General features: G+C 71.3%; 17 protein-coding genes and 1 pseudogene. 6 read left to right on the top strand and 12 right to left on the bottom strand.

The window, feature by feature from the left end:
* Nucleotides 1–85: 85 nt before the first annotated feature.
* Both AB0B28_RS14720 and AB0B28_RS14715 read right to left on the bottom strand, forming a co-directional pair.
* Nucleotides 86–685: a bifunctional 4-hydroxy-2-oxoglutarate aldolase/2-dehydro-3-deoxy-phosphogluconate aldolase gene (locus AB0B28_RS14720; protein WP_360120945.1), complete on the bottom strand. Its 600-nt coding sequence runs from the start codon at nucleotides 683–685 to the stop codon at nucleotides 86–88.
* Nucleotides 682–1,596 (bottom strand): sugar kinase, encoded by a 915-nt coding sequence (locus tag AB0B28_RS14715; protein WP_360120943.1) that lies wholly within the window; start codon nucleotides 1,594–1,596, stop codon nucleotides 682–684. Before AB0B28_RS14715 ends, AB0B28_RS14720 begins: the two co-directional genes overlap by 4 nt.
* 155 nt (nucleotides 1,597–1,751) lie before the next feature.
* Between AB0B28_RS14715 and AB0B28_RS14710 the strand changes: the two genes are divergently transcribed.
* The 3 genes from AB0B28_RS14710 to AB0B28_RS14700 all read left to right on the top strand — a co-directional run bounded on the left by AB0B28_RS14710 (nucleotide 1,752) and on the right by AB0B28_RS14700 (nucleotide 4,762).
* Nucleotides 1,752–2,153, top strand: coding sequence for a hypothetical protein (locus tag AB0B28_RS14710; RefSeq protein WP_360120941.1), 402 nt, complete (start codon nucleotides 1,752–1,754; stop codon nucleotides 2,151–2,153).
* A gap of 135 nt (nucleotides 2,154–2,288) precedes the next feature.
* Entirely contained in the window at nucleotides 2,289–4,193 is a 1,905-nt protein-coding gene (locus AB0B28_RS14705; RefSeq protein WP_360120939.1) for a DEAD/DEAH box helicase, read from the top strand.
* Complete coding sequence (locus tag AB0B28_RS14700; protein WP_360120937.1) at nucleotides 4,190–4,762, top strand: hypothetical protein; 573 nt, start codon at nucleotides 4,190–4,192, stop codon at nucleotides 4,760–4,762. Before AB0B28_RS14705 ends, AB0B28_RS14700 begins: the two co-directional genes overlap by 4 nt.
* Before the next feature lie 435 nt (nucleotides 4,763–5,197).
* On the opposite strand, the gene AB0B28_RS14695 is transcribed toward AB0B28_RS14700, so the two are convergent.
* On the bottom strand, nucleotides 5,198–5,848 hold the full coding sequence (locus AB0B28_RS14695; protein WP_360120935.1) for an HAD-IA family hydrolase: 651 nt from the start codon (nucleotides 5,846–5,848) through the stop codon (nucleotides 5,198–5,200).
* Between the two features lie 134 nt (nucleotides 5,849–5,982).
* Here AB0B28_RS14695 and AB0B28_RS14690 point away from each other — a divergent pair.
* Both AB0B28_RS14690 and AB0B28_RS14685 read left to right on the top strand, forming a co-directional pair.
* Nucleotides 5,983–6,501 (top strand): annotated as a pseudogene (locus AB0B28_RS14690) (GNAT family N-acetyltransferase); the annotation flags it as partial.
* 38 nt (nucleotides 6,502–6,539) lie between these two features.
* A complete protein-coding gene (locus AB0B28_RS14685; protein WP_360120933.1) occupies nucleotides 6,540–7,307 on the top strand; it encodes a class I SAM-dependent methyltransferase in 768 nt (255 codons plus the stop codon).
* A gap of 126 nt (nucleotides 7,308–7,433) precedes the next feature.
* On the opposite strand, the gene AB0B28_RS14680 is transcribed toward AB0B28_RS14685, so the two are convergent.
* The 5 genes from AB0B28_RS14680 to AB0B28_RS14660 form a co-directional block, all read right to left on the bottom strand.
* Nucleotides 7,434–8,108, bottom strand: a complete 675-nt coding sequence (locus AB0B28_RS14680; RefSeq protein WP_360120931.1) for a response regulator transcription factor — start codon at nucleotides 8,106–8,108, stop codon at nucleotides 7,434–7,436.
* Nucleotides 8,105–9,313: a histidine kinase gene (locus tag AB0B28_RS14675; RefSeq protein ID WP_360120929.1), complete on the bottom strand. Its 1,209-nt coding sequence runs from the start codon at nucleotides 9,311–9,313 to the stop codon at nucleotides 8,105–8,107. Before AB0B28_RS14675 ends, AB0B28_RS14680 begins: the two co-directional genes overlap by 4 nt.
* 10 nt (nucleotides 9,314–9,323) lie before the next feature.
* Nucleotides 9,324–10,148: an ABC transporter permease subunit gene (locus tag AB0B28_RS14670; RefSeq protein WP_360120927.1), complete on the bottom strand. Its 825-nt coding sequence runs from the start codon at nucleotides 10,146–10,148 to the stop codon at nucleotides 9,324–9,326.
* On the bottom strand, nucleotides 10,145–11,065 hold the full coding sequence (locus AB0B28_RS14665) for an ABC transporter ATP-binding protein (protein ID WP_360120925.1): 921 nt from the start codon (nucleotides 11,063–11,065) through the stop codon (nucleotides 10,145–10,147). The genes AB0B28_RS14670 and AB0B28_RS14665 overlap by 4 nt, the downstream gene beginning before the upstream one ends.
* Before the next feature lie 132 nt (nucleotides 11,066–11,197).
* Nucleotides 11,198–12,742, bottom strand: coding sequence for a bifunctional 3'-5' exonuclease/DNA polymerase (locus tag AB0B28_RS14660; protein WP_360120923.1), 1,545 nt, complete (start codon nucleotides 12,740–12,742; stop codon nucleotides 11,198–11,200).
* Between the two features lie 163 nt (nucleotides 12,743–12,905).
* Between AB0B28_RS14660 and AB0B28_RS14655 the strand changes: the two genes are divergently transcribed.
* Nucleotides 12,906–13,049, top strand: coding sequence for a GPGG-motif small membrane protein (locus tag AB0B28_RS14655; RefSeq protein ID WP_360120921.1), 144 nt, complete (start codon nucleotides 12,906–12,908; stop codon nucleotides 13,047–13,049).
* A 77-nt stretch (nucleotides 13,050–13,126) separates the two neighbouring features.
* Here the strand turns inward: AB0B28_RS14655 and AB0B28_RS14650 are convergent, their stop codons facing one another.
* From AB0B28_RS14650 to AB0B28_RS14635, 4 genes are all read right to left on the bottom strand, one after another.
* On the bottom strand, nucleotides 13,127–14,170 hold the full coding sequence (locus tag AB0B28_RS14650; protein ID WP_360120919.1) for a LacI family DNA-binding transcriptional regulator: 1,044 nt from the start codon (nucleotides 14,168–14,170) through the stop codon (nucleotides 13,127–13,129).
* A 16-nt stretch (nucleotides 14,171–14,186) separates the two neighbouring features.
* The gene (locus AB0B28_RS14645; protein ID WP_360120917.1) at nucleotides 14,187–15,017 is read right to left on the bottom strand and encodes a carbohydrate ABC transporter permease; all 831 of its coding nucleotides are present in this window, start codon (nucleotides 15,015–15,017) and stop codon (nucleotides 14,187–14,189) included.
* A 107-nt stretch (nucleotides 15,018–15,124) separates the two neighbouring features.
* Entirely contained in the window at nucleotides 15,125–16,075 is a 951-nt protein-coding gene (locus AB0B28_RS14640) for a sugar ABC transporter permease (protein ID WP_360120915.1), read from the bottom strand.
* 68 nt (nucleotides 16,076–16,143) lie between these two features.
* Nucleotides 16,144–17,415 (bottom strand): extracellular solute-binding protein, encoded by a 1,272-nt coding sequence (locus tag AB0B28_RS14635; protein WP_360120913.1) that lies wholly within the window; start codon nucleotides 17,413–17,415, stop codon nucleotides 16,144–16,146.
* Nucleotides 17,416–17,464 lie beyond the last annotated feature (49 nt).

The raw sequence follows: 17,464 nt of genomic DNA, 5'->3' as shown, positions 1-17,464 counted from the left end.
CGTGGTCTCGCTCCGGGCCACGCTCTACGGCCGCCACCCCACCCCGCGCGGAGCCGGTGGCTCCGCGCGTCGCCTCACTTCCAGGTCAGCCGGTCAGCTTCGCCAGGTTCGCCGGGTCGGCCAGCGCCGAGCCCATGCCGATCACCGAAGCGCCCGCCGCCAGATAGGCGTCGACCTCGTCGGGGCCCACCCCGCCGGTGGCCACGAACTTGACGTCAGGGAACGGCCCCGACATGGCCTTGAACCAGTCGACGCCGAGCGCCGAGGCCGGGAAGACCTTCATCCAGGTGCAGCCCAGTTCGCGCGCGAGGCCGACCTCGCTGGCCGTGGCCACGCCCGGCAGGTGCGGCAGTCCGGCAGCGTGCGAGGCCTCCAGTACGGCCGGGTTCAGGCCCGGCGCGATCGTGTAGGCCGCCCCGGCGGCGGCGGCGCGCTCGACGTGGCCCAGGGACACCACGGTGCCCGCGCCCACGGCGCGTCCGCGCCCCTCGCCCGCCTGCACCGCCGCGGCGAGGGCCTCCTCCTGCCCGGGCTTGCCGATCGGGACCTCGACCAGGTCGACCGAGGCGTCCCAGACCCGCTCGGAGAGGGCCACGGTCTCGTCGGCGGGCAGGCCCCGCCAGATCGCCATGACGCGCTGGTCCGCGAAGAGTCGGTCGAAGTAGTCGCCTTGGTCAAGGGTCACTGGTCCTCCAGGATGGCTCGGACGGTCTCGGACGGCGGCGGGGGCGCGAGGTCCCCGACGGTCTGGAGGGCTCCGGCGGCGAGCCGGTGGCCCAGACGCAGGCACGCGTTCAGGGACGCGTTCTGCAAGCGGCCGTAAAGGAATCCGGCCGCGTAGGCGTCGCCGGCGCCGACGGGTTCGACCACGTCGACCGGTTCGGCGGGGGAGTAGTGCCGCTCGGTCCCCTCGAACGCGGTGACGCCGTTGCCGCCGTCCTTGACCACGAGCACGGCCGCGCCCGGCAGGAGGTCGCGCACGTCTTCGGCGGTTTTGACGCCCCACAGGGTCTGGGCCTCGTCCAGGCCCACGAACGTGATGTCGGCGCGGCCCGCGAGGCGGGCGAGGACCGGTCCGGCCTCGTCTGCGGGCCACAGGGCGGGCCGGTAGTTGACGTCGAAGCTCACCAGCGCGGGGGCGAGGGCGCGGTCTTCGAGGAGCTCGTCGACGAGCACGGCGCACGTGTCGGAGAGCGCGGGGGTGATCCCGGAGAGGTGGAGCAGGCGCGGGGGCGCGGTGTCGGCGAGGTGGCCCGGGCCCATCGTGGAGGCCGCGGAGCCGCGCCGGTAGTAGTGGACGGTGGTGCCCTCGGGGCCGGGGTCCTTGAAGTAGACGCCGGTGGGGCGGATGGGATCGGTGCGCACGAGGGAGCAGTCGACGCCGGCTTCGGTGAGGACGTCGAGGATGCGGCGGCCGAAGGGGTCGTCGCCGACCTTGCCGCACCAGGCGGCGTCGGCGCCGAGGCGCGCGAGCGCGACGGCGACGTTCGATTCGGCTCCGGCGACCCCGGCCTGGAGGTCGACGGCGGTGCGGAGGGGTCCGGCGGCGGTCGGGGCGAGGACGATCATCGACTCGCCGAGGCACAGGACGTCCATGCAGCTCCTGATCGGTTGCAGGCCCGTCGCTCGGGCCGTTGTCGGGGGTCGGGGGGACGCTTCAGCCTACCGGCTGGCAAGCGCGTTCTCAAATTCCCCGGGACCGTCCACTCCGATAGACTTGGATCACAGTTGGAGCCTTCCTGGGAGCGGCCATGACCGATGCGCGGCTGTTCAAGCTGTTCGCGTGGGTGATCGGCGTCCTGCTCATGCTGTGGCTCCTGGCCGAGTGCCTCGGCGGGGTGGACGAGACCGACACCCGCTTCGAGGACATGGAGCGCGACGCCGACCAGTACGCCGCCGACTGCGGCCGGGCCTGGGAGGCCCTCGACCTGGTCGGCACCGTGAACGGTGACAACGTGGCCGTGGTGGTCGACCAGATCGACTCGCTCGGCACCGCCGTCGCCGACCCGGACCTGAAGAACCTGGTGGCCGCTTATGCCGACCGGGCCCAGGAGATCGTGGTCGAGGCCTCCGGCGAGGACCTCGCCGGGGCGCACACCGAGTTCCGCGACGCGGCCGCGGTCAACCTCGCCATGAGCTGCCCGATGCGCTGAGCTGTGACCGGAAACGGCCCGCTCCGTTTGCGGGAGGAACCCTCCCGAACCGGCGCAGACCGACTTCTCGTGTTTGGGATCGGGCCCGCGCCTGTGGCAAAATGGCACGTCTGCCGTTGACCCGTAGGAGCCTCGTTGCCACCCAGCGAACTGCACGCCACCTTCCTGCCCGACCACGCCTCCCCGGCCGACGGGCGGCTGCTGTTCTTCGGCGGCGAGCGGCCCGCGGCCGCGGTGGCCGAGCTCGGGCTCCCCCCGGGGGAGGCGGTCGAGGCCGAGCTGTACCTGGGCGGCGAGCTGCGCGAGGTCGAAGGCGTGATGCTCCCGGTGCGGCCGGTCCTGCGGTCGCTCACCCGCATCGCCTCGCGCCCCGACATCACCGACTCGATCGCGGTGTGGGCGCGCATCGCGAACGCGGTGGACGACGACAAGTTCGACGACCTCGACCGCATCGCCGCCGAACTGCCCGCCGAAGGCCACGCCGCGCCGCACTCCGAAGGGCACGTGTGGACCCGCCCGGCGCTGGTGGGCGCCTTCGTGGAGTCCTACACCGAGCTGCTGCGCTCCGACTCCGGTCTCAACCTGCGCCTCATCACCGCCCAGCACGCCGACCCCGGCGAGGTCCGCGTCAACGCCGACCTGCGCCGCTACCAGTCCCACGGCATCGCCTGGCTCGAAGCGGCGGCCGAAGGCGGCGCGGGCGTGATCCTCGCCGACGACATGGGCCTCGGTAAGACCCTCCAGTCGATCGGGCTGCTCGTGCGCCGCGCCGGGAACGCCCCGCACCTGGTGGTCTGCCCGACCTCGCTGGTCGGGAACTGGCAGCGGGAGATCGCCCGCTTCGCGCCCCAGCTGAGCGTGCACCTGCACCACGGGCCCTCCCGCACCAAGCAGGCCGCGCCCTTGACCGAGGCCGACGTGGTCGTGACCTCCTACTCGATCGCACTGCGCGACGTGAAGCTCCTGCGCCACCTGGCGTTCGACACGATCGTCATCGACGAGGCCCAGGCGATCAAGAACCACCGCTCCCGCACCGCCGGGGCCGTGCGGGACCTGACCGGCCGCGTCCGAGTGGCGTTGACCGGTACGCCGGTCGAGAACCACCTCTCCGAGCTGTGGTCGATCTCCGAGTTCGTCAACCCCGGGCTCCTGGGCGGCCAGACCGACTTCAAGCGCCGCTTCGCCGACCCGATCGAGATCGGCCGCGACCCGGTCTCGGCCGCCACGCTGCGCGCCCGCATCGACCCGGTCGTGCTGCGCCGCATGAAGGAAGACGTGGCCGCCGACCTGCCGCCCAAGATCGAGTCGGTGGTGGCCTGCACCATGACCGACGAGCAGGCGGGCCTGTACAAGGAGGCCATCCGCGAGGCCTTCGACGAGGGCCTGGGCGACGGCATCACCCGCCGCGGGCGCGTCCTCAAGCTCCTGACCCGCCTCAAGCAGATCTGCAACCACCCGGCCCAGTACGTGGGCGAAGGCGACGGCGGGCTCGCCGAGCGCTCGGGGAAGCTCGACCGCGTCACCGAGATGCTCGCCGAAGTCGTCGAGGAGGGCGACAAGACCCTCATCTTCACGCAGTACCGGCAGATGGGGGAGCTGTTGTCCAAGCACCTCCACGCCGAGCTCGGGGTGGCCGCGCCGTTCCTACACGGCGGCCTCGACCAGCCCGCCCGCGACCGCCTCGTGGACGAGTTCCAGACCGGCGAGGGCCCGGCGATCCTCCTGGTGTCGCTGCGCGCGGGCGGCACCGGTCTCAACTTGACCGGCGCCTCGCACGTGGTCCACTACGACCGCTGGTGGAACCCGGCCGTGGAGGACCAGGCCACCGACCGGGCCCACCGCATCGGCCAGACCCGCACCGTGCACGTCCACAAGCTCGTGACCGCCGGTTCGCTGGAGGAGCGAGTGGACGAGCTGCTGGCGCGCAAGCGGGCCATCGCCGAGGCCGTGGTCGGCTCCGGCGAGGACTGGCTCGGGGAGCTCGACGACTCCCAGCTGCGCAAGCTCATCGAACTCGACGACGACGGAGGCCACCTGTGAGCGACCCGTACGGCCGGACCTGGTGGGGCCGCAAGTGGTGGCGGGCCCTGGAGACCATCGGGCTCAACTACCCCGACCAGCGCATCGTCAAGGGCCGGGCCCTGGCCGGGCAGGCCGCGGTGACGGGCATGAGCATCGAACCGGGGTCGGTGACCGGGCGCGTGAGGGACGGCGCGCGGACCTACGACGCCGCGATCCACATCCCGGTCTACAGCGCCTCGGCGTGGACGGCGGGCATGACCGCGCTGTCGCTCTCGCCCTCGTGCGTGGCCGGACTGCTCGCCGGGCGGCTGCCCAAGCGCATCGACGAGATCCTCGGCGAGACCGGGATGCGGCTGCTGCCCAAGAAGTTCGTGACCGAGGACCACAACCGCATCACGACCGAATGCCCGTGCGCCGACACGCGCGACGTGTGCGCCCACATCATGGCGCTCGCGCTGGTCTCGGCCGCGAAGATGGACGACGACCCATGGCTGGTCCTGCTCCTGCGCGGCGGCCCGACCAGAGACCTCGCGGGCCGCTTGAGGGCCGCCCGCCTCGCGAGCATGGACGCGGCGCAGGCCGCGTAGGCGACCCGGACGCAAGAGTCCGGGCTGCGCAAGGGAAAGGCACGACCGGCACCGAGCGCACCACTGAGCGATCGGCGGTCCGCCGCGCGCGGAACCCGCTCTGGAAGCCCGCCTCGCACACTGCTGGACAGGGGCGTTCCGGCGTGCGCGCGGAACCCGCCCGGTCTCCGGTTCGATCGCGGCGTCGATCGTGGGGATCCGGCGTGCGCGCGGAACCCGCGCCGCCCGGTCGGGGACTGCCGACCGAGCCGTGTCGCGCTGCGATCGGCGGTCCGGTTCGGCATCGTGTGATCGCCGAAGCCCGAAGCCCGAAGCCCGAAGCGAGGCGGCACGGTCCGCCCGGCGAGGTCAGTTCGTTCAGCGTTACGCGCCGAAGCGCGGGCGCGCGCCGCAAGATGGCTCGGTCCAGGCCAGCCTGGCGAGCGGCGCGGCCCGTCAGGCCAGCGTCACCGTCCAGCCTTGTTCCCCCGGTGTCACCCGGACGCCGCTCAAGTCCGCGACCCTCGGCAGACCGGCCGCTTCGTCGCCCTCGTAGCCGCCCACGACCACCGGGGACGCTCCGGCCGCCAGTGCCGATCGCAGACCCGCCGGGGCGTCCTCGAACACGACCGCGCGCTTCGCGTCGGCACCAAGGGCCTCGGCCGCCATCAGGTACGGCTGCGGGTGGGGTTTGCCGCTGGTCACGTCGTCGGCCGCCACCAGCACCTTCGGGAGCGGGACGCCGACCGCGGCGAGCCTGCGCACCGTCAACGCCCGCGTCGCCGAGGTCACCACCGCCCACGAGGCCGGGTCAAGCGAGCCGAGCAGTTTCGCCGCGCCGGGGATCTCGCTGATCCCGTCGGTGCGGTCGATCTCCTCGGCCTCGATCCGGTCGGTCTCTGCCGCCGCGTCCACGCCCGGCGGCGCGAACTGCGCGACCACCTCGATCGTGGGTCGCCCGTGCGCCACCGCCAGGATCGCCGCCGCGTCCAAGCCGTGCCGGGCCGCGAAGCGCCCCCACGCCCGCTCCACTGAAGCGGTCGAATCGACCAGCGTGCCGTCCATGTCGAACAGCAGCACCTCGGCGGCCAGTTCCGTCTCACCCATGCGCGTTCCCTCCTCGAACCGATCGGCAACGCTACCAACGGGAGATGTCCGTGACGCTACATTTCCCAGCCATCGGTGCGAACCCTCCCGAATTGCGGTTGCGCCCCTCTACCCCCTCGCCTACCGTCGTGCCCATGCCAGCGCTCATCGACCCGGACGCCCGCCTCGCCCCCTCCTTCGCCGCTGCCATCGAGGAGTTCATCGCCGAAGGCCGCGGCGCCCCCGAGGACGACTCGCTGACCGGCATGGTCATCCGCGATTACGCCCGCCCCGGCCACGACTGGGTCGCCCCCTATCTCGCCGTCGAGCACCGCTGGCGCACCGTCGCCCCCGAGAACTTCGTGACGATGACGATGCTCTGGTGGACCGAAGGCGACACCTACCTGGGCCGCATCAGCATCCGCCACCACCTCGACGAGCACCTGCGCGAGGTCGGCGGCCACATCGGCTACGACATCCGCCCCACCGCCCGCCGCCGCGGCCACGCCACCGCGATGCTCGCCGCCGCCCTCCCCAAGGCCGCCGCCCTCGGCATCGAGAAGGCCCTGATCACCTGCGACGCGGGCAACATCGGCTCCCGCAAGGTGATCGAACGAGGCGGCGGCGTCCTCGAAGACCAGCGCGGCGACAAGCTCCGCTATTGGGTCCCGACCGGGACCGTCTTACAGCAAGCGACCGCAGGGGGCATCAGGTGGGATTCGAACGGGTCGACTACGACCGCACGCAGCACGCCGGATACGCCAAGGGCCGCAGACTCCTCCCGGTCTCCCGGCGCGGCTGGAGCCGGGCCTTCCGCGAGCACGCGGGCGAGCGCCGCGTCAGACGCGCCGTCGACATCGGCTCGGGCACCGGCCGGTTCACGCCCGCGCTGGCCGACGAGTTCGGGGCCGAGGTGGTCGGGGTCGAACCGTCGGTGCGGATGCGAGAGGTCGCCCACATCGAGTCCGCGCACCCGCTGGTGACCTATGTGGAGGGCGAGGCGGCGGCCCTGCCGCTCGACGACGCCAGCGCCGACCTGGCGCTGATGTTCCTGGTCTGGCACCACGTGCCCGACCACGCGGCGGCGGCGCGGGAGATCGCGCGGGTCCTGGCCCCGGGCGCGCGGCTGCTCATCGCCACCACGCTCGCGGACCGGCTCAAGGACCTGGTGCTCTACCGGTACTTCCCGCGCACCAGGGAGATCGACGCCGCGCTGTTCCCGACCTCGGTCGAGACGGTCGACCTGTTCGCCGAGGCCGGGTTCGCGCTGGCCTCGCTCACCGAGGTGCGCCACCGCTCGGCCGACAGCCTCGCCGAATACGCTGAGCGCCAACGGATGCGGGCCCTGTCGGTGTACGAGCGTCTGAGCGAGAAGGAGTACCGGGACGGCATGACCGCCCTCGAACACGCCGCCGCGACCGCCGAAGGCCCGCAACCGGTCGAGGCCTCCTGCGACCTGCTGGCGTTCACGCGACTCTGAAGCACGCGGCAGCCGTCACAGGCTTGACGCCGCATCCGAGCCCCGCCGCGCGGGCCATGCGATTCGCGGAACGGTCAGCGCCGCCCGACTCCCGCAGGCCGAAAGCGGGCGCGCCGCGCCCGCCGCCTACTTCGCGTCGGGGCTGACCAGGCCCGTGTTGTACGCGAAGATGACCGCCTGGACCCGGTCCCTCGCGCCGATCTTGGCCAGGATGCGGCCCACGTGGGTCTTGACCGTGGACTCGGCCAGGTGGAACCGCTCGGCGATCTCGTTGTTGTTCCAGCCCTTGCCGATCGCCGTCAGCACTTCACGCTCGCGCTCGGTGAGCACTTCGAGCTGCTCGGCCGCGGCCTTGCCGTCGTCCTCGCCCTCGACCGGGAACTGGTCGGAGAACCGGTCGAGCAGGCGGCGGGTCAGCTTCGGCGCGACCACCGCGTCCCCGGCGGCCACGACCCTGATCCCCGACAGCAGCTCCTCGGGCTGCGCGTCCTTGACCAGGAACCCGCTCGCCCCGGCCCGCAGCGCCGCGTACGCGTACTCGTCCAGGTCGAACGTGGTCAGCACCAGGACCCGGCTGCGCCCGCCCGCGGCGATGATCCGCCGAGTCGCCTCGATGCCGTCCACGCCGGGCATGCGCACGTCCATCAGGACCACGTCGGGCCCCAGCTCCGTGGCCCGGCGCACCGCGTCCGCCCCGTTGTCGGTCTCGCCGAGCACCACCAGGTCCGGCTGGCTCTCCACCAGCATGCGAAAACCCATGCGCTGCAACGGATGATCGTCCACGATGAGCAACGTGGTCACCGGCGCTCCCTTCCATTCCTGGGAAGCCACAAGGCGACACGCCAACCGCCGCGCGCCTCGGGCCCGGCCACCATTGTGCCGTCGAACGCCGCGGCGCGCTCGGCCAGCCCCGCCAGGCCGCGCTGCGCCCCCGGCACATCGACCCGGTCGCCCGAGTTCGCCACCGTCACCGACAAGCCGTCCTCGCGGTAGTCCAGCGCGACCTCCGCGCGTTTGGGCCCCGTGGCGTGCTTGAACACGTTCGTCAGCGATTCTTGGACCGTGCGGTACACCGCCAGCTGCTGGTTCTCCGTCAGCTCCCACGGCTCGCCCGAGGTCCGCACCGTCACCGGCAGGCCCGCCTCGCGCACCCGCTCGATGAGCACTTCGAGCTCGCCCAGCCCCGGCTGCGGCGCGAGCTCGACCTCCTCGCCGTCCTCGGCCTTGAGCACCGACAGCACCCGACGCAGCTCGCCCAGCGCCTCGCGGCTGGTGCTCCCGATCGCTTCGAGTGCCTCCTTCGCCCGCTCCGGAGAGGCCTGCGCCGCATACGCGCCGCCGTCGGCCAGCGCGTTGATCACCGCCAGGTTGTGCCCGATGATGTCGTGCATCTCCCGCGCGATCCGGCCCCGCTCCTCGGCGACCGCCTCTCGCGCGGCCTGCTCCCGCCCGGCCTTCTGGAAGTCTCGCCGGGTGCGCACCAACAGCCCGATCGCCACCACGAACCCGGTGTAGAACAGCGTCGGCGTCAAGAACCCGAGCAGCCCCAGCAACGAGATCTCGTAGTTGACCAGCCAATCCACGAACGACGGCAGCGTCGACACCAGGATGCCCCACCACACCAGGCGCCGCGGCCGCCGCAGCACCAGGTTGTACAGCACCAGCGTGAACGCGATCGCGCCCGCCGAGTTCACCAGGCCCGCGTTCGCGTCCGACAGACCCAACGGGATCGTGATCGCCAACGGCACCAACTGGCTCAGCAGCACCGCGAACGGGTACTTGCGCCGCCACACCGTCCCCGCCATGAGCATCGCCGCCGCGACGAACTGCGCGAGCGGATGCTCGATCTCCACCGCCCCCGCCGCCGCGGCCATGAGCCCCGCGCACAGGCCCAGCGAGTACAGGATCGTCGGGAGGAGATTCCAAAGCAGCGGATGCCGAGAGTCGAACTCCGACATCCGCTGCCACAACCCGCGTTTGCGGGAGACGGTCACGGCTTTGGCCACGACCGGATTCTCACACGTCCCGGCGCTTCAGCAGCACCGCGGCCAGGCCGTAGGCCACGACGAGCCAGATGCCCATCCACAGCCACGACTCGCCGACGCCCAGCGCCTGCCCGGCCGGGTCGACGTAGGTGATCGTGTTCGACACGTTGCCCGGCGCGTACGGCGTCACATCGGACACCCACTCCCACGGCAGCAGCAGCGCCAACTGCGGCAGGATCATGATGACGCCGATGTAGAACCCGATCGAACCGGCCGAGTTGCGCAGGATCGAACCGATCGCGATCGCCAGGAGCGTCAGGTAGACGATCATCGCGACGTAACCGAACAGCGCCCTGGTGACACCGTCCTCACCGAGCGAGACCCCGCCCAGTGCCGTGCCGTCCAGCAGCGCCTGCGACAGGAAGAACGTCGCGAACACCATGACGGTGAACAGCACCGCCACCACCGCACCGAACACGGCCGCCTTCGACCACAGCACGCTCAGGCGCCTGGGAACCGCCGACATCGTCGACCGGATCGAACCGGTCGAGTACTCGCCGGTGATCGTCAGGATGCCCAGCACCGCGATGAAGATCGAGCTGAGCCCCACACCGGACATCGCGATCTCGATCGCGTCCCCGGCGCCGGAGATGCCCACGTCCTCGACCGGGATGGTCCCCGAGATCAACGCCCCCAGCCCGGCGGAGAACACCACCGCGCACAACAGCACGATCCACGTCGAGCGCAGCGACCACAGCTTGGTCCACTCAGAACGCAGCAGCCCCGCCGCGCTCAACTTGTAGTTCGCCGAAGGCGTGAAGGCCGCCGGCCGTTCGGTCATCGCAGCGGCGGTCATCGGCTCGCCCCTTCCGTGGTCTGGCGGTACTCGACCGAGTCCGCGGTCAACTGCATGAACGCGTCCTCGAGGGACCCGCTGTCGGTCCGCAGCTCGTGCAGGACCAGGCCGTGCGCGGCGGCCGTCTGGCCCACCACCGCGGCCTCGGTGCCCGACACCTCCAGGACGCCCTTCTCCGGGCTCGCGATGGAGATCCCCGGACCGGCCAGGTGCTCGGCCAGCCGCGCCGCGTCGGGCGAGACCACCCGCACGCGCGACTTGCCGCCGCCCGACACGAAGTCCTCCACCGTGGTGTCGGCCAAGAGCCTGCCCTGCCCGATCACGATCAGGTGCTCGGCGGTCTGCGCCAGCTCGCTCATCAGGTGCGAGGACAAGAAGACCGTGCGGCCCTCCGCGGCCAGGCCCTTGAGCAGCAGCCTGATCCACTTCACGCCGTCGGGGTCGAGGCCGTTCACCGGCTCGTCCAGGATCAGCACCGCCGGGTCGCCCAGCAGCGCCACCGCGATGCCCAGGCGCTGGCCCATGCCGAGGCTGAACCCGCCGACGCGCTTGCCGGCGACCTCGTGCAGGCCGACCAGGTCGATGACCTCGTGGACGCGGGACTTGGGGATGCCGTGCGTGCGGGCCAGGGCCAGCAGGTGCTTGTAGGCGCTGCGCCCGGCGTGGACGGACTTCGCCTCGAGGAGCGCGCCGACCTCGGTCAGCGGCGACTTGAACTCGGAGTAGTGCTTCCCGTTGACCCGGGCCAGCCCCTCGGTGGGGGCGTCGAGCCCGACGATGGCGCGCATCGTCGTCGACTTCCCGGCGCCGTTCGGCCCCAGGAACCCGGTCACGACCCCGGGCTTGACGGCGAACGTCAAGTCGTCCACGGCGGTCTTCTTGCCGTAGCGCTTGGTCAAGTGCTCTATCTCGATCATGCCCACCAAATTACGGCGCTCTGAGCGCCGCTTCATCGGTTTCCAGAGCGAACTTCAGAGGTGGGAGTGGTACCCGAGTACTACGACTTGAGCAGTGCAGCCGCCGAGCGCGCCCCCGCCTGAAGCAGGAGGCTACTTCGCCTCCGCGTAGCTGTCGACCGCCTTCGGGCGCAGCGGGATGCGCACCGGCACCTCCCCGAACAGGGTGCGCGTGGCCCCCTCGGCGGCCCGCTCGATCGCCCGGCACACCGCCGGGGCCCGCTCGGCCGGGCAGTGGACCATCACCTCGTCGTGCAGGAAGAACACCAGTTCGCCCAGGCCCTGCTCGTGCAGGTCGCGCCGCAGCAGCGCCAGGACGATCAGCGCCCACTCCGCGGCCGTGCCCTGGACGATGAAGTTCCTGGTGAACCGGCCCCGCTGGCCCGCCGACTTGGTGCCGTCGTCGGAGTTGAGCGAACGCCACCACCGGTCGCTGGGCGCGGGCACCGTGCGCCCGAGCCACGTGCGCACCAGGCCCCCGTGCCGCCCGACGCTCGCGGCCGACTCGACCCGGTCGAACGCGGCCGGGAACCGGTCCCGCATGAGCGCCACCAGCTGCGCCGCGTCACCCGAGGTGCCGCCGTACATCGCCGAGATGAGCGCGATCTTGGCCTTGTCCCGCTCGCCGCCCAGGCGCGGCGCGAGCTCGGTGTACAGGTCGTCGGCCGCGGTGGCAGCGATCATCGCCTCGTCGCCGCTGATGGCCGCGAGCAGCCGCGGTTCCAGCTGCGCGGCGTCGGCGGCCACGAGCTTCCAGCCCGGCTCGGCCCGAATCGCCTCCCGCACCGCGTGGGGGAGTTGCAGCGCGCCGCCGCCGTCGGTGCCCCAGCGGCCCGTGTCGGCCCCGCCGACCATGTACACCGGCCGGAACCGGCCCCGGTGCCCTTCCTGGCCGGGCGCGTCGCCCACCCACGTGTCGGCCCAGTTCCACCCGAAGGCCGACCACACCCGCGCGTGCTCGCGGTAGACCTTGAGCGCCTCGACCGCCGGATGGTCGACCGACGCGAGCTCCCAGTGGTGCGTGGTCTTGACGTCGAGCCCGGCCGCGTGGAACGCCGCGAGCACCTGCTTGGTCGAGTCGGGGTTGAGCTGGTGCCCGAACGCCTCGGTGACCTTGTCGGCCAACGATTGCAGCCGCCGGGGCCGCATCCCTTTGGACGGACGCGGACCGAGCAGGTCGCGCAGGAGCCGGTCGTGGACCTCCCGGTCGAACGGGACCCCGACCCGGCTCATCTCGGCGGCCACCAGGCCCCCGGCCGACTCGGCGGCCAGCAGCGTCGGCAGTCCCGTCAAGGCGGCGGCGACGGTGCGGCGGCGCTGGTCGAGCCAGGCGGCCTGCAAGCGGGTGAGCTCGGCGGGGCCGTCGACCGGTTCGGGCTCGCGTTCGAACAGCGTCCCGGCGTCGGGGTCGGCGGCCACGACGTGGGCGGGCGGCTCATGCCCCTCGACGCGCGAGAGGATGCGCTCGCCCAGGCGCAGGTCGCGGCAACGGCCGAGCCTGGCCCCGGCCTCGATCAGCGGCGGGTAGTCGCGCGCGAGGTCGGCCACGACCCACCTGGGCGCGACCTCGGCCTCCATCGCCTCGACGGCCTTCGCCAGCTGCGGGTGGTAGGCGACCTCGCCTCCGGGCAGGGGCATCGTCCACCCCTCGCCCGCCCTGCCGGACACCACTGCGACCTCCACCGCTCAAGTGGATCACGGACCACCGACATTCGGTCCCGCTCGCGGGCCGGGACCTGCGGCGCGGCGGGAAGTGAGGACAGTAGACATACTTTGCGCGCCACGGGGGTACCCGGGGCGCATGGCATTGATCCTTTGGATCCTCGCGGTCATCCTGGTCATCTACGGCATAGTGATGATCTTCCGAGGACAGGTACTTCTGGGCATCGTCGTCATCATCGTCGGCCTGCTGGTCGGCCCCGGTGGGGTGAGCCTGTTCGTCTAGCGAAGCCGCGCCCCGGGGCATCTCCCGGGGCGCGGCACTCTGTCCCATATAGGATATATCCTATACGATATAGGATTTCAGGCGGAGTCGCGGATGACCAGCGACGTGGGCAGGATCGTCAGCGGCTCGACCGGTTCGCCTTCGAGGACCCGCAGCATCGCGCGGGCCATCGTGGAGCCGATCTCGGCGATCGGCTGGCGCACCGTGGTCAGCGGCGGGTCGCAGAAGGTCGCCAGGGCGATGTCGTCGAAGCCGACCACCGCGACGTCGTCGGGGACGCGCCGCCCGGCCTCGCGCAGCGCCTGGAGCGCCCCGTGGGCCATGAGGTCGGAGGCCACGAACACCGCGTCCAGGTCCGGCTCGTCGGCCAGGAGTTGGCGCATCGCGGCCTGCCCGGACTCGGCGGTGAAGTCGCCTACGGCGATGATCGCGCGCCGGTCGGCGGCGGTCATCGCCTCGCGGTAGCCGTCGAGGCGGGCCCGCCCGGCGACCATGTCCTGCGGCCCGGCGATCGTGGCGATCCGCCTGTGGCCCTTGGCGAGCAGGTGCTCCACAGCGGCGAGCACGCCGCCCTGGTGGTCGACGTCGATGCACGGGGCGTCCAGGTGCGGCAGGCCGTTGCACACGACCGGCACGCCGCGGCGCAGCATCAACTCCGGCAGCAGGTCCGCGTCGTGCAGCGAGGCGAACATGACGCCGTCGACGTGCCCGCCCACGGCGTAGCGCTCGGCCCGCTCGCGGGCCTCGGCCGAACCGGTCGTCAAGAGCACCAGCAGCTTCCCGGCCGCGTCGAGCTCACCGGCGACCCCGCGGATGACGCTGGGGAAGAACTGGTCGTCGGAGAAGACGCGGTTGGGCGACTCGGGGAGGATGAGCGCCACCGAGTCGGTCCGGTGGGTCACCAGGGACCGGGCCGCGGCGTGCGGCACGTACCCCAGCTCCGCGGCGGCGGCCTCGACCGCGACCCGCAGGTCCTCGTTGACCGTGGTCTGGCCGTTGACGACCCGCGACACCGTCGCCCGGGACACGCCCGCCCGCTCGGCGACCTCCTCCAATGTGGGCCGCCCCTGGCGGGGTCCCCGCACCGTGCCGCCGCCTGGGCCCGCTTCCACCCGCCGCATGCCTTCCGCCTCCGTCTCAGCCCTTGACCGCGCCCTGCATGATCCCGGAGATCATGTACTTGCCCAGAAGGGCGAACACGGCCAACAGAGGAAGCGTAGCCAGCGCCGTCCCGGTGAGCACCAACGACTGGTCGGTGACGTAGCCGCCGCTGAGGGTCGACAGCGCCACCTGCACCGTGTAGGTGTCGGGGCTGGAGAGGACGATGAGGGGCCAGAAGTAGTCGTTCCAGGAGTTCAGGAAGGTCAGGACCCCGAGCACGACCGCGGCGGGCCGGGCGGCGGGCATGACGATCTGCCAGAAGATCCGGAACGTTGAGGCCCCGTCCATGCGGGCCGACTCGATGAGCGAGCCGGGCATCGCCCCGCGCAGGTACTGGGTCATGAAGAACACCCCGAACGCGCTGACGAGGGCCGGTGCGATGACCGCCCACAGCGTGTCGGTCCATTCGAGCTCGATCATGAGCATGTACAGCGGGATCACGCCCAGCTGCATGGGCACCATCATGGTCGCGATGACGCCGAGCAGGAGCACCTTGGTGCCCTTGAACTGGAGCTTCGCGAACGCGAACCCGGCGAGGGTGGAGAAGAACACCACCGAGACGGTCACGATCCCCGACACGATGAGCGAGTTGACCAGCGCCGCTCCGAACGGGACGGTGTCGAAGACGCGCTGCACGTTCTCGATCAGGTTGGCGCCGGGCACGACCGGCGGCGGGATCGAGGCCAGGGCCGAGTTGTCCCTGGAGGCGACCACCACGGAGTAGTAGATCGGGAATCCCGAGAAGAACAGGACGGCCACGAGCGTCAGGTACGCGAGGCGGCCGGGCTGCTCGCGCAGCGCGCGCATGCGGGCCCGGGCCCGGCGATCGGGTCGGCCCGGCAAGGCTGTGCGACCCGACCGCCGGGAGTCTGCGGGCGGTTCCACTGGAGTGGGGGCGAGGTCCTGGCTGGTCACTAGCTGCTCCTGATGCGGCGGATGAAGACGTAGTTGAGGAGGGCGACGATCACGATGACGGCGAACATCGTCCAGGCCACGGCGGAGGCGTAGCCGAATTGGAAGCCGCGGTTGAAGCCGTGCTCGTAGAGGTAGAGCGTGAGCGTCTGGAACTGGCGGGACGCGCCGCCGGTGATGCCGTTGGTGCCGCCGCCGCCGAACAGCTGCGGTTCGGCGAAGATCTGGAGCCCGTAGATGGTCGACACGATCACGGTGAACACGATGGTGGGCCTGATCATCGGGACGGTGACGCTGAACAGCTGCTGGAGGCGCGAGGCGCCGTCCAGGTGCGCGGCCTCGTAGACCTCCCGGGGCACGGCCTGCATGGCGGCCAGGTAGATGAGGGCGTTGTAGCCGGTCCACTTCCACGCGATCATGACCGCGATGGCCACGTGCGAGGAGGCCTTCCCGGTCTGCCAGTCGATGCGGCCCGCGCCCAGGGACTCCAAAACCCAGTTGATCAGGCCGAAGTCGCGGCCGAACATGGTGCTGAAGATGACGGCCACGGCCACGACCGAGGCCACGTTCGGCAGGAGCATCCCCATGCGCCAGAACGTCTGCCCCCGCAGGCGGGTGGTGAGCAGGTGGGCCAGGAACAGGGCCGCGAACAGCTGCGGGACGGTGGCCAGCAGCAGGATCGAGAGCGTGTTGCCCAGCGCGTTCCAGAAGTACGGGTCGGTCAGGAGGGTCTCGTAGTTCCCGAAACCCACGAACACCCGCTCGTCGGACAGCAGGCTCCACTCGTGCGTGGACACCCAGGCGGTGTAGGCCAGGGGGAAGATCCCGAACACGGCGAACAGCGCGAAGAACGGGGCGATGTACAGGTAGGGGGAGGCCTTGAGGTCGAGGCGGTAGCGAAGCAGGGGAGCGGTCTTGACCGGTGCTCCCTTGCCTTTGGCGGCGATGGTCATCGGATCGCTTTCACAGTCGGGGACGGGGCGGCGGGGCCGGCCGGGCGAGGAGCCCGGCCGGCCCTGGATCACTTGAACGATTCGAGGTCGTTGAGCACCTGGGCCCACGCCTCTTCAGGGGTCTGGCTGCCGTCCTCGATGCGGCCCAGGCCCTGGCCGATCGTGGCGAGCACGTCACCCTGGAGCGGACCCTGGTACTGCGGCTGGACCGCCTGCGCCGCGGCGGTGAAGATCTCGCCGACCGGGGCCTCGTTGAAGTACGCCTTGGTCAGGCCGGTGAGGGCCTCGTCCTCGTACAGCGAGGGCGTCGAGGGGAAGTTGCCGGTGGCCTCGAAGACCTTGAGCTGCTGCTCGGGGGCGGTGAGCCACTCGATGAACGCGTACGCCTCCTCGGGGTGGTCGCCCTGCTCGGGCAGCACCAGGTGCGAGCCGCCCATGTTCCCCGCGCCGCCGGGTACGGTCGCGATGTCCCACAGCCCGGACGCGTCGGGCGCGTTGGTCTCGATGTAGGAGGTCATCCACGCGGGGCAGATGATGGTCGCGAAGGTGCCCTCGTTGAACCCGGCGTTCCACTCGGGCGTCCACGCGCCCAGGCGGTTCGACATGCCCGCCTCGATCGCCTCGACCGACAGGTCCCAGGCCTCGGAGATGGCCGGGTTGGACTCCACGATCAGCTCGTTGTCGCGGTCGTAGACCCCTTCGGGGGCCTGCTCGACCATGGCGCGGAACATGTTGCCCGAGGACTCGAAGAAGTAGGCGCCGTCGGTGGCCTCGGCGTACTGGTGGCCCACGGCCACGTAGTCGTCCCAGGACTCGGCCCACAGCGCCGAGACCGCGTCGCGCTCGGTCGGCAGGCCCGCGGCCTCGAACAGGTCGGTGCGGTAGCACATGGCCATGCCGCCGACGTCGGTGCCGAGGCCGATCAGGGACTCCCCGTCGGCCGACAGCGCCTGCTGCCACTTCCAGTCCAGCCACTGGCCTTCGAGCTCGTCGGCTCCCAGGTCGAGCAGGTTGTGGAAGCGGTCGGGCTGGGCGGTGTACTGCGAGACGAACCCGACCTCGACCGCCTCGATGTCGGCCGCGCCCGAACCGGTCGCCAGGTGCGTGGTCAGGTTGGTGTGGTGGTCGGAGAACTCGGCGATGCGCTCCTCGAACTTGATCTCCGGGTTGAGCTTCGAATACTCCTCGTAGAGCGGGCCGAAACCGAAGTCGCCGAAGAGGCCGACGCTGAGGGTGATCGTGCCGTCGTCCTCACCGGAGCAGGCGGCGGCCGATCCGGCGACCAAGGCCGCTGCGGCGACTACCGCCAGTGCGGCGCGGGAAGGTCTGCTGGTCTTCAATGGTTCTCCACTGTGTGTGTCGGAAACGGGTGAGGGATCGCCGCTGGCG

Origin of the sequence: Glycomyces sp. NPDC046736, from assembly GCF_040645615.1 — a bacterium.
Lineage (GTDB): Bacteria > Actinomycetota > Actinomycetes > Mycobacteriales > Micromonosporaceae > Glycomyces.
This window is presented reverse-complemented; position numbering and strand designations above follow the sequence as displayed.

Excerpts from the sequence above, each read along its gene's own strand:
- AB0B28_RS14715 (WP_360120943.1), bottom strand. The coding sequence starts at position 1,596 with ATGGACGTCCTGTGCCTCGGCGAGTCGATGATCGTCCTCGCCCCGACC.
- AB0B28_RS14710 (WP_360120941.1), top strand. The coding sequence starts at position 1,752 with ATGACCGATGCGCGGCTGTTCAAGCTGTTCGCGTGGGTGATCGGCGTC.
- AB0B28_RS14695 (WP_360120935.1), bottom strand. The coding sequence starts at position 5,848 with ATGGGTGAGACGGAACTGGCCGCCGAGGTGCTGCTGTTCGACATGGAC.
- AB0B28_RS14670 (WP_360120927.1), bottom strand. The coding sequence starts at position 10,148 with ATGACCGCCGCTGCGATGACCGAACGGCCGGCGGCCTTCACGCCTTCG.
- AB0B28_RS14665 (WP_360120925.1), bottom strand. The coding sequence starts at position 11,065 with ATGATCGAGATAGAGCACTTGACCAAGCGCTACGGCAAGAAGACCGCC.
- AB0B28_RS14660 (WP_360120923.1), bottom strand. The coding sequence starts at position 12,742 with ATGCCCCTGCCCGGAGGCGAGGTCGCCTACCACCCGCAGCTGGCGAAG.
- AB0B28_RS14655 (WP_360120921.1), top strand. The coding sequence starts at position 12,906 with ATGGCATTGATCCTTTGGATCCTCGCGGTCATCCTGGTCATCTACGGC.
- AB0B28_RS14650 (WP_360120919.1), bottom strand. The coding sequence starts at position 14,170 with ATGCGGCGGGTGGAAGCGGGCCCAGGCGGCGGCACGGTGCGGGGACCC.
- AB0B28_RS14645 (WP_360120917.1), bottom strand. The coding sequence starts at position 15,017 with ATGCGCGCGCTGCGCGAGCAGCCCGGCCGCCTCGCGTACCTGACGCTC.
- AB0B28_RS14640 (WP_360120915.1), bottom strand. The coding sequence starts at position 16,075 with ATGACCATCGCCGCCAAAGGCAAGGGAGCACCGGTCAAGACCGCTCCC.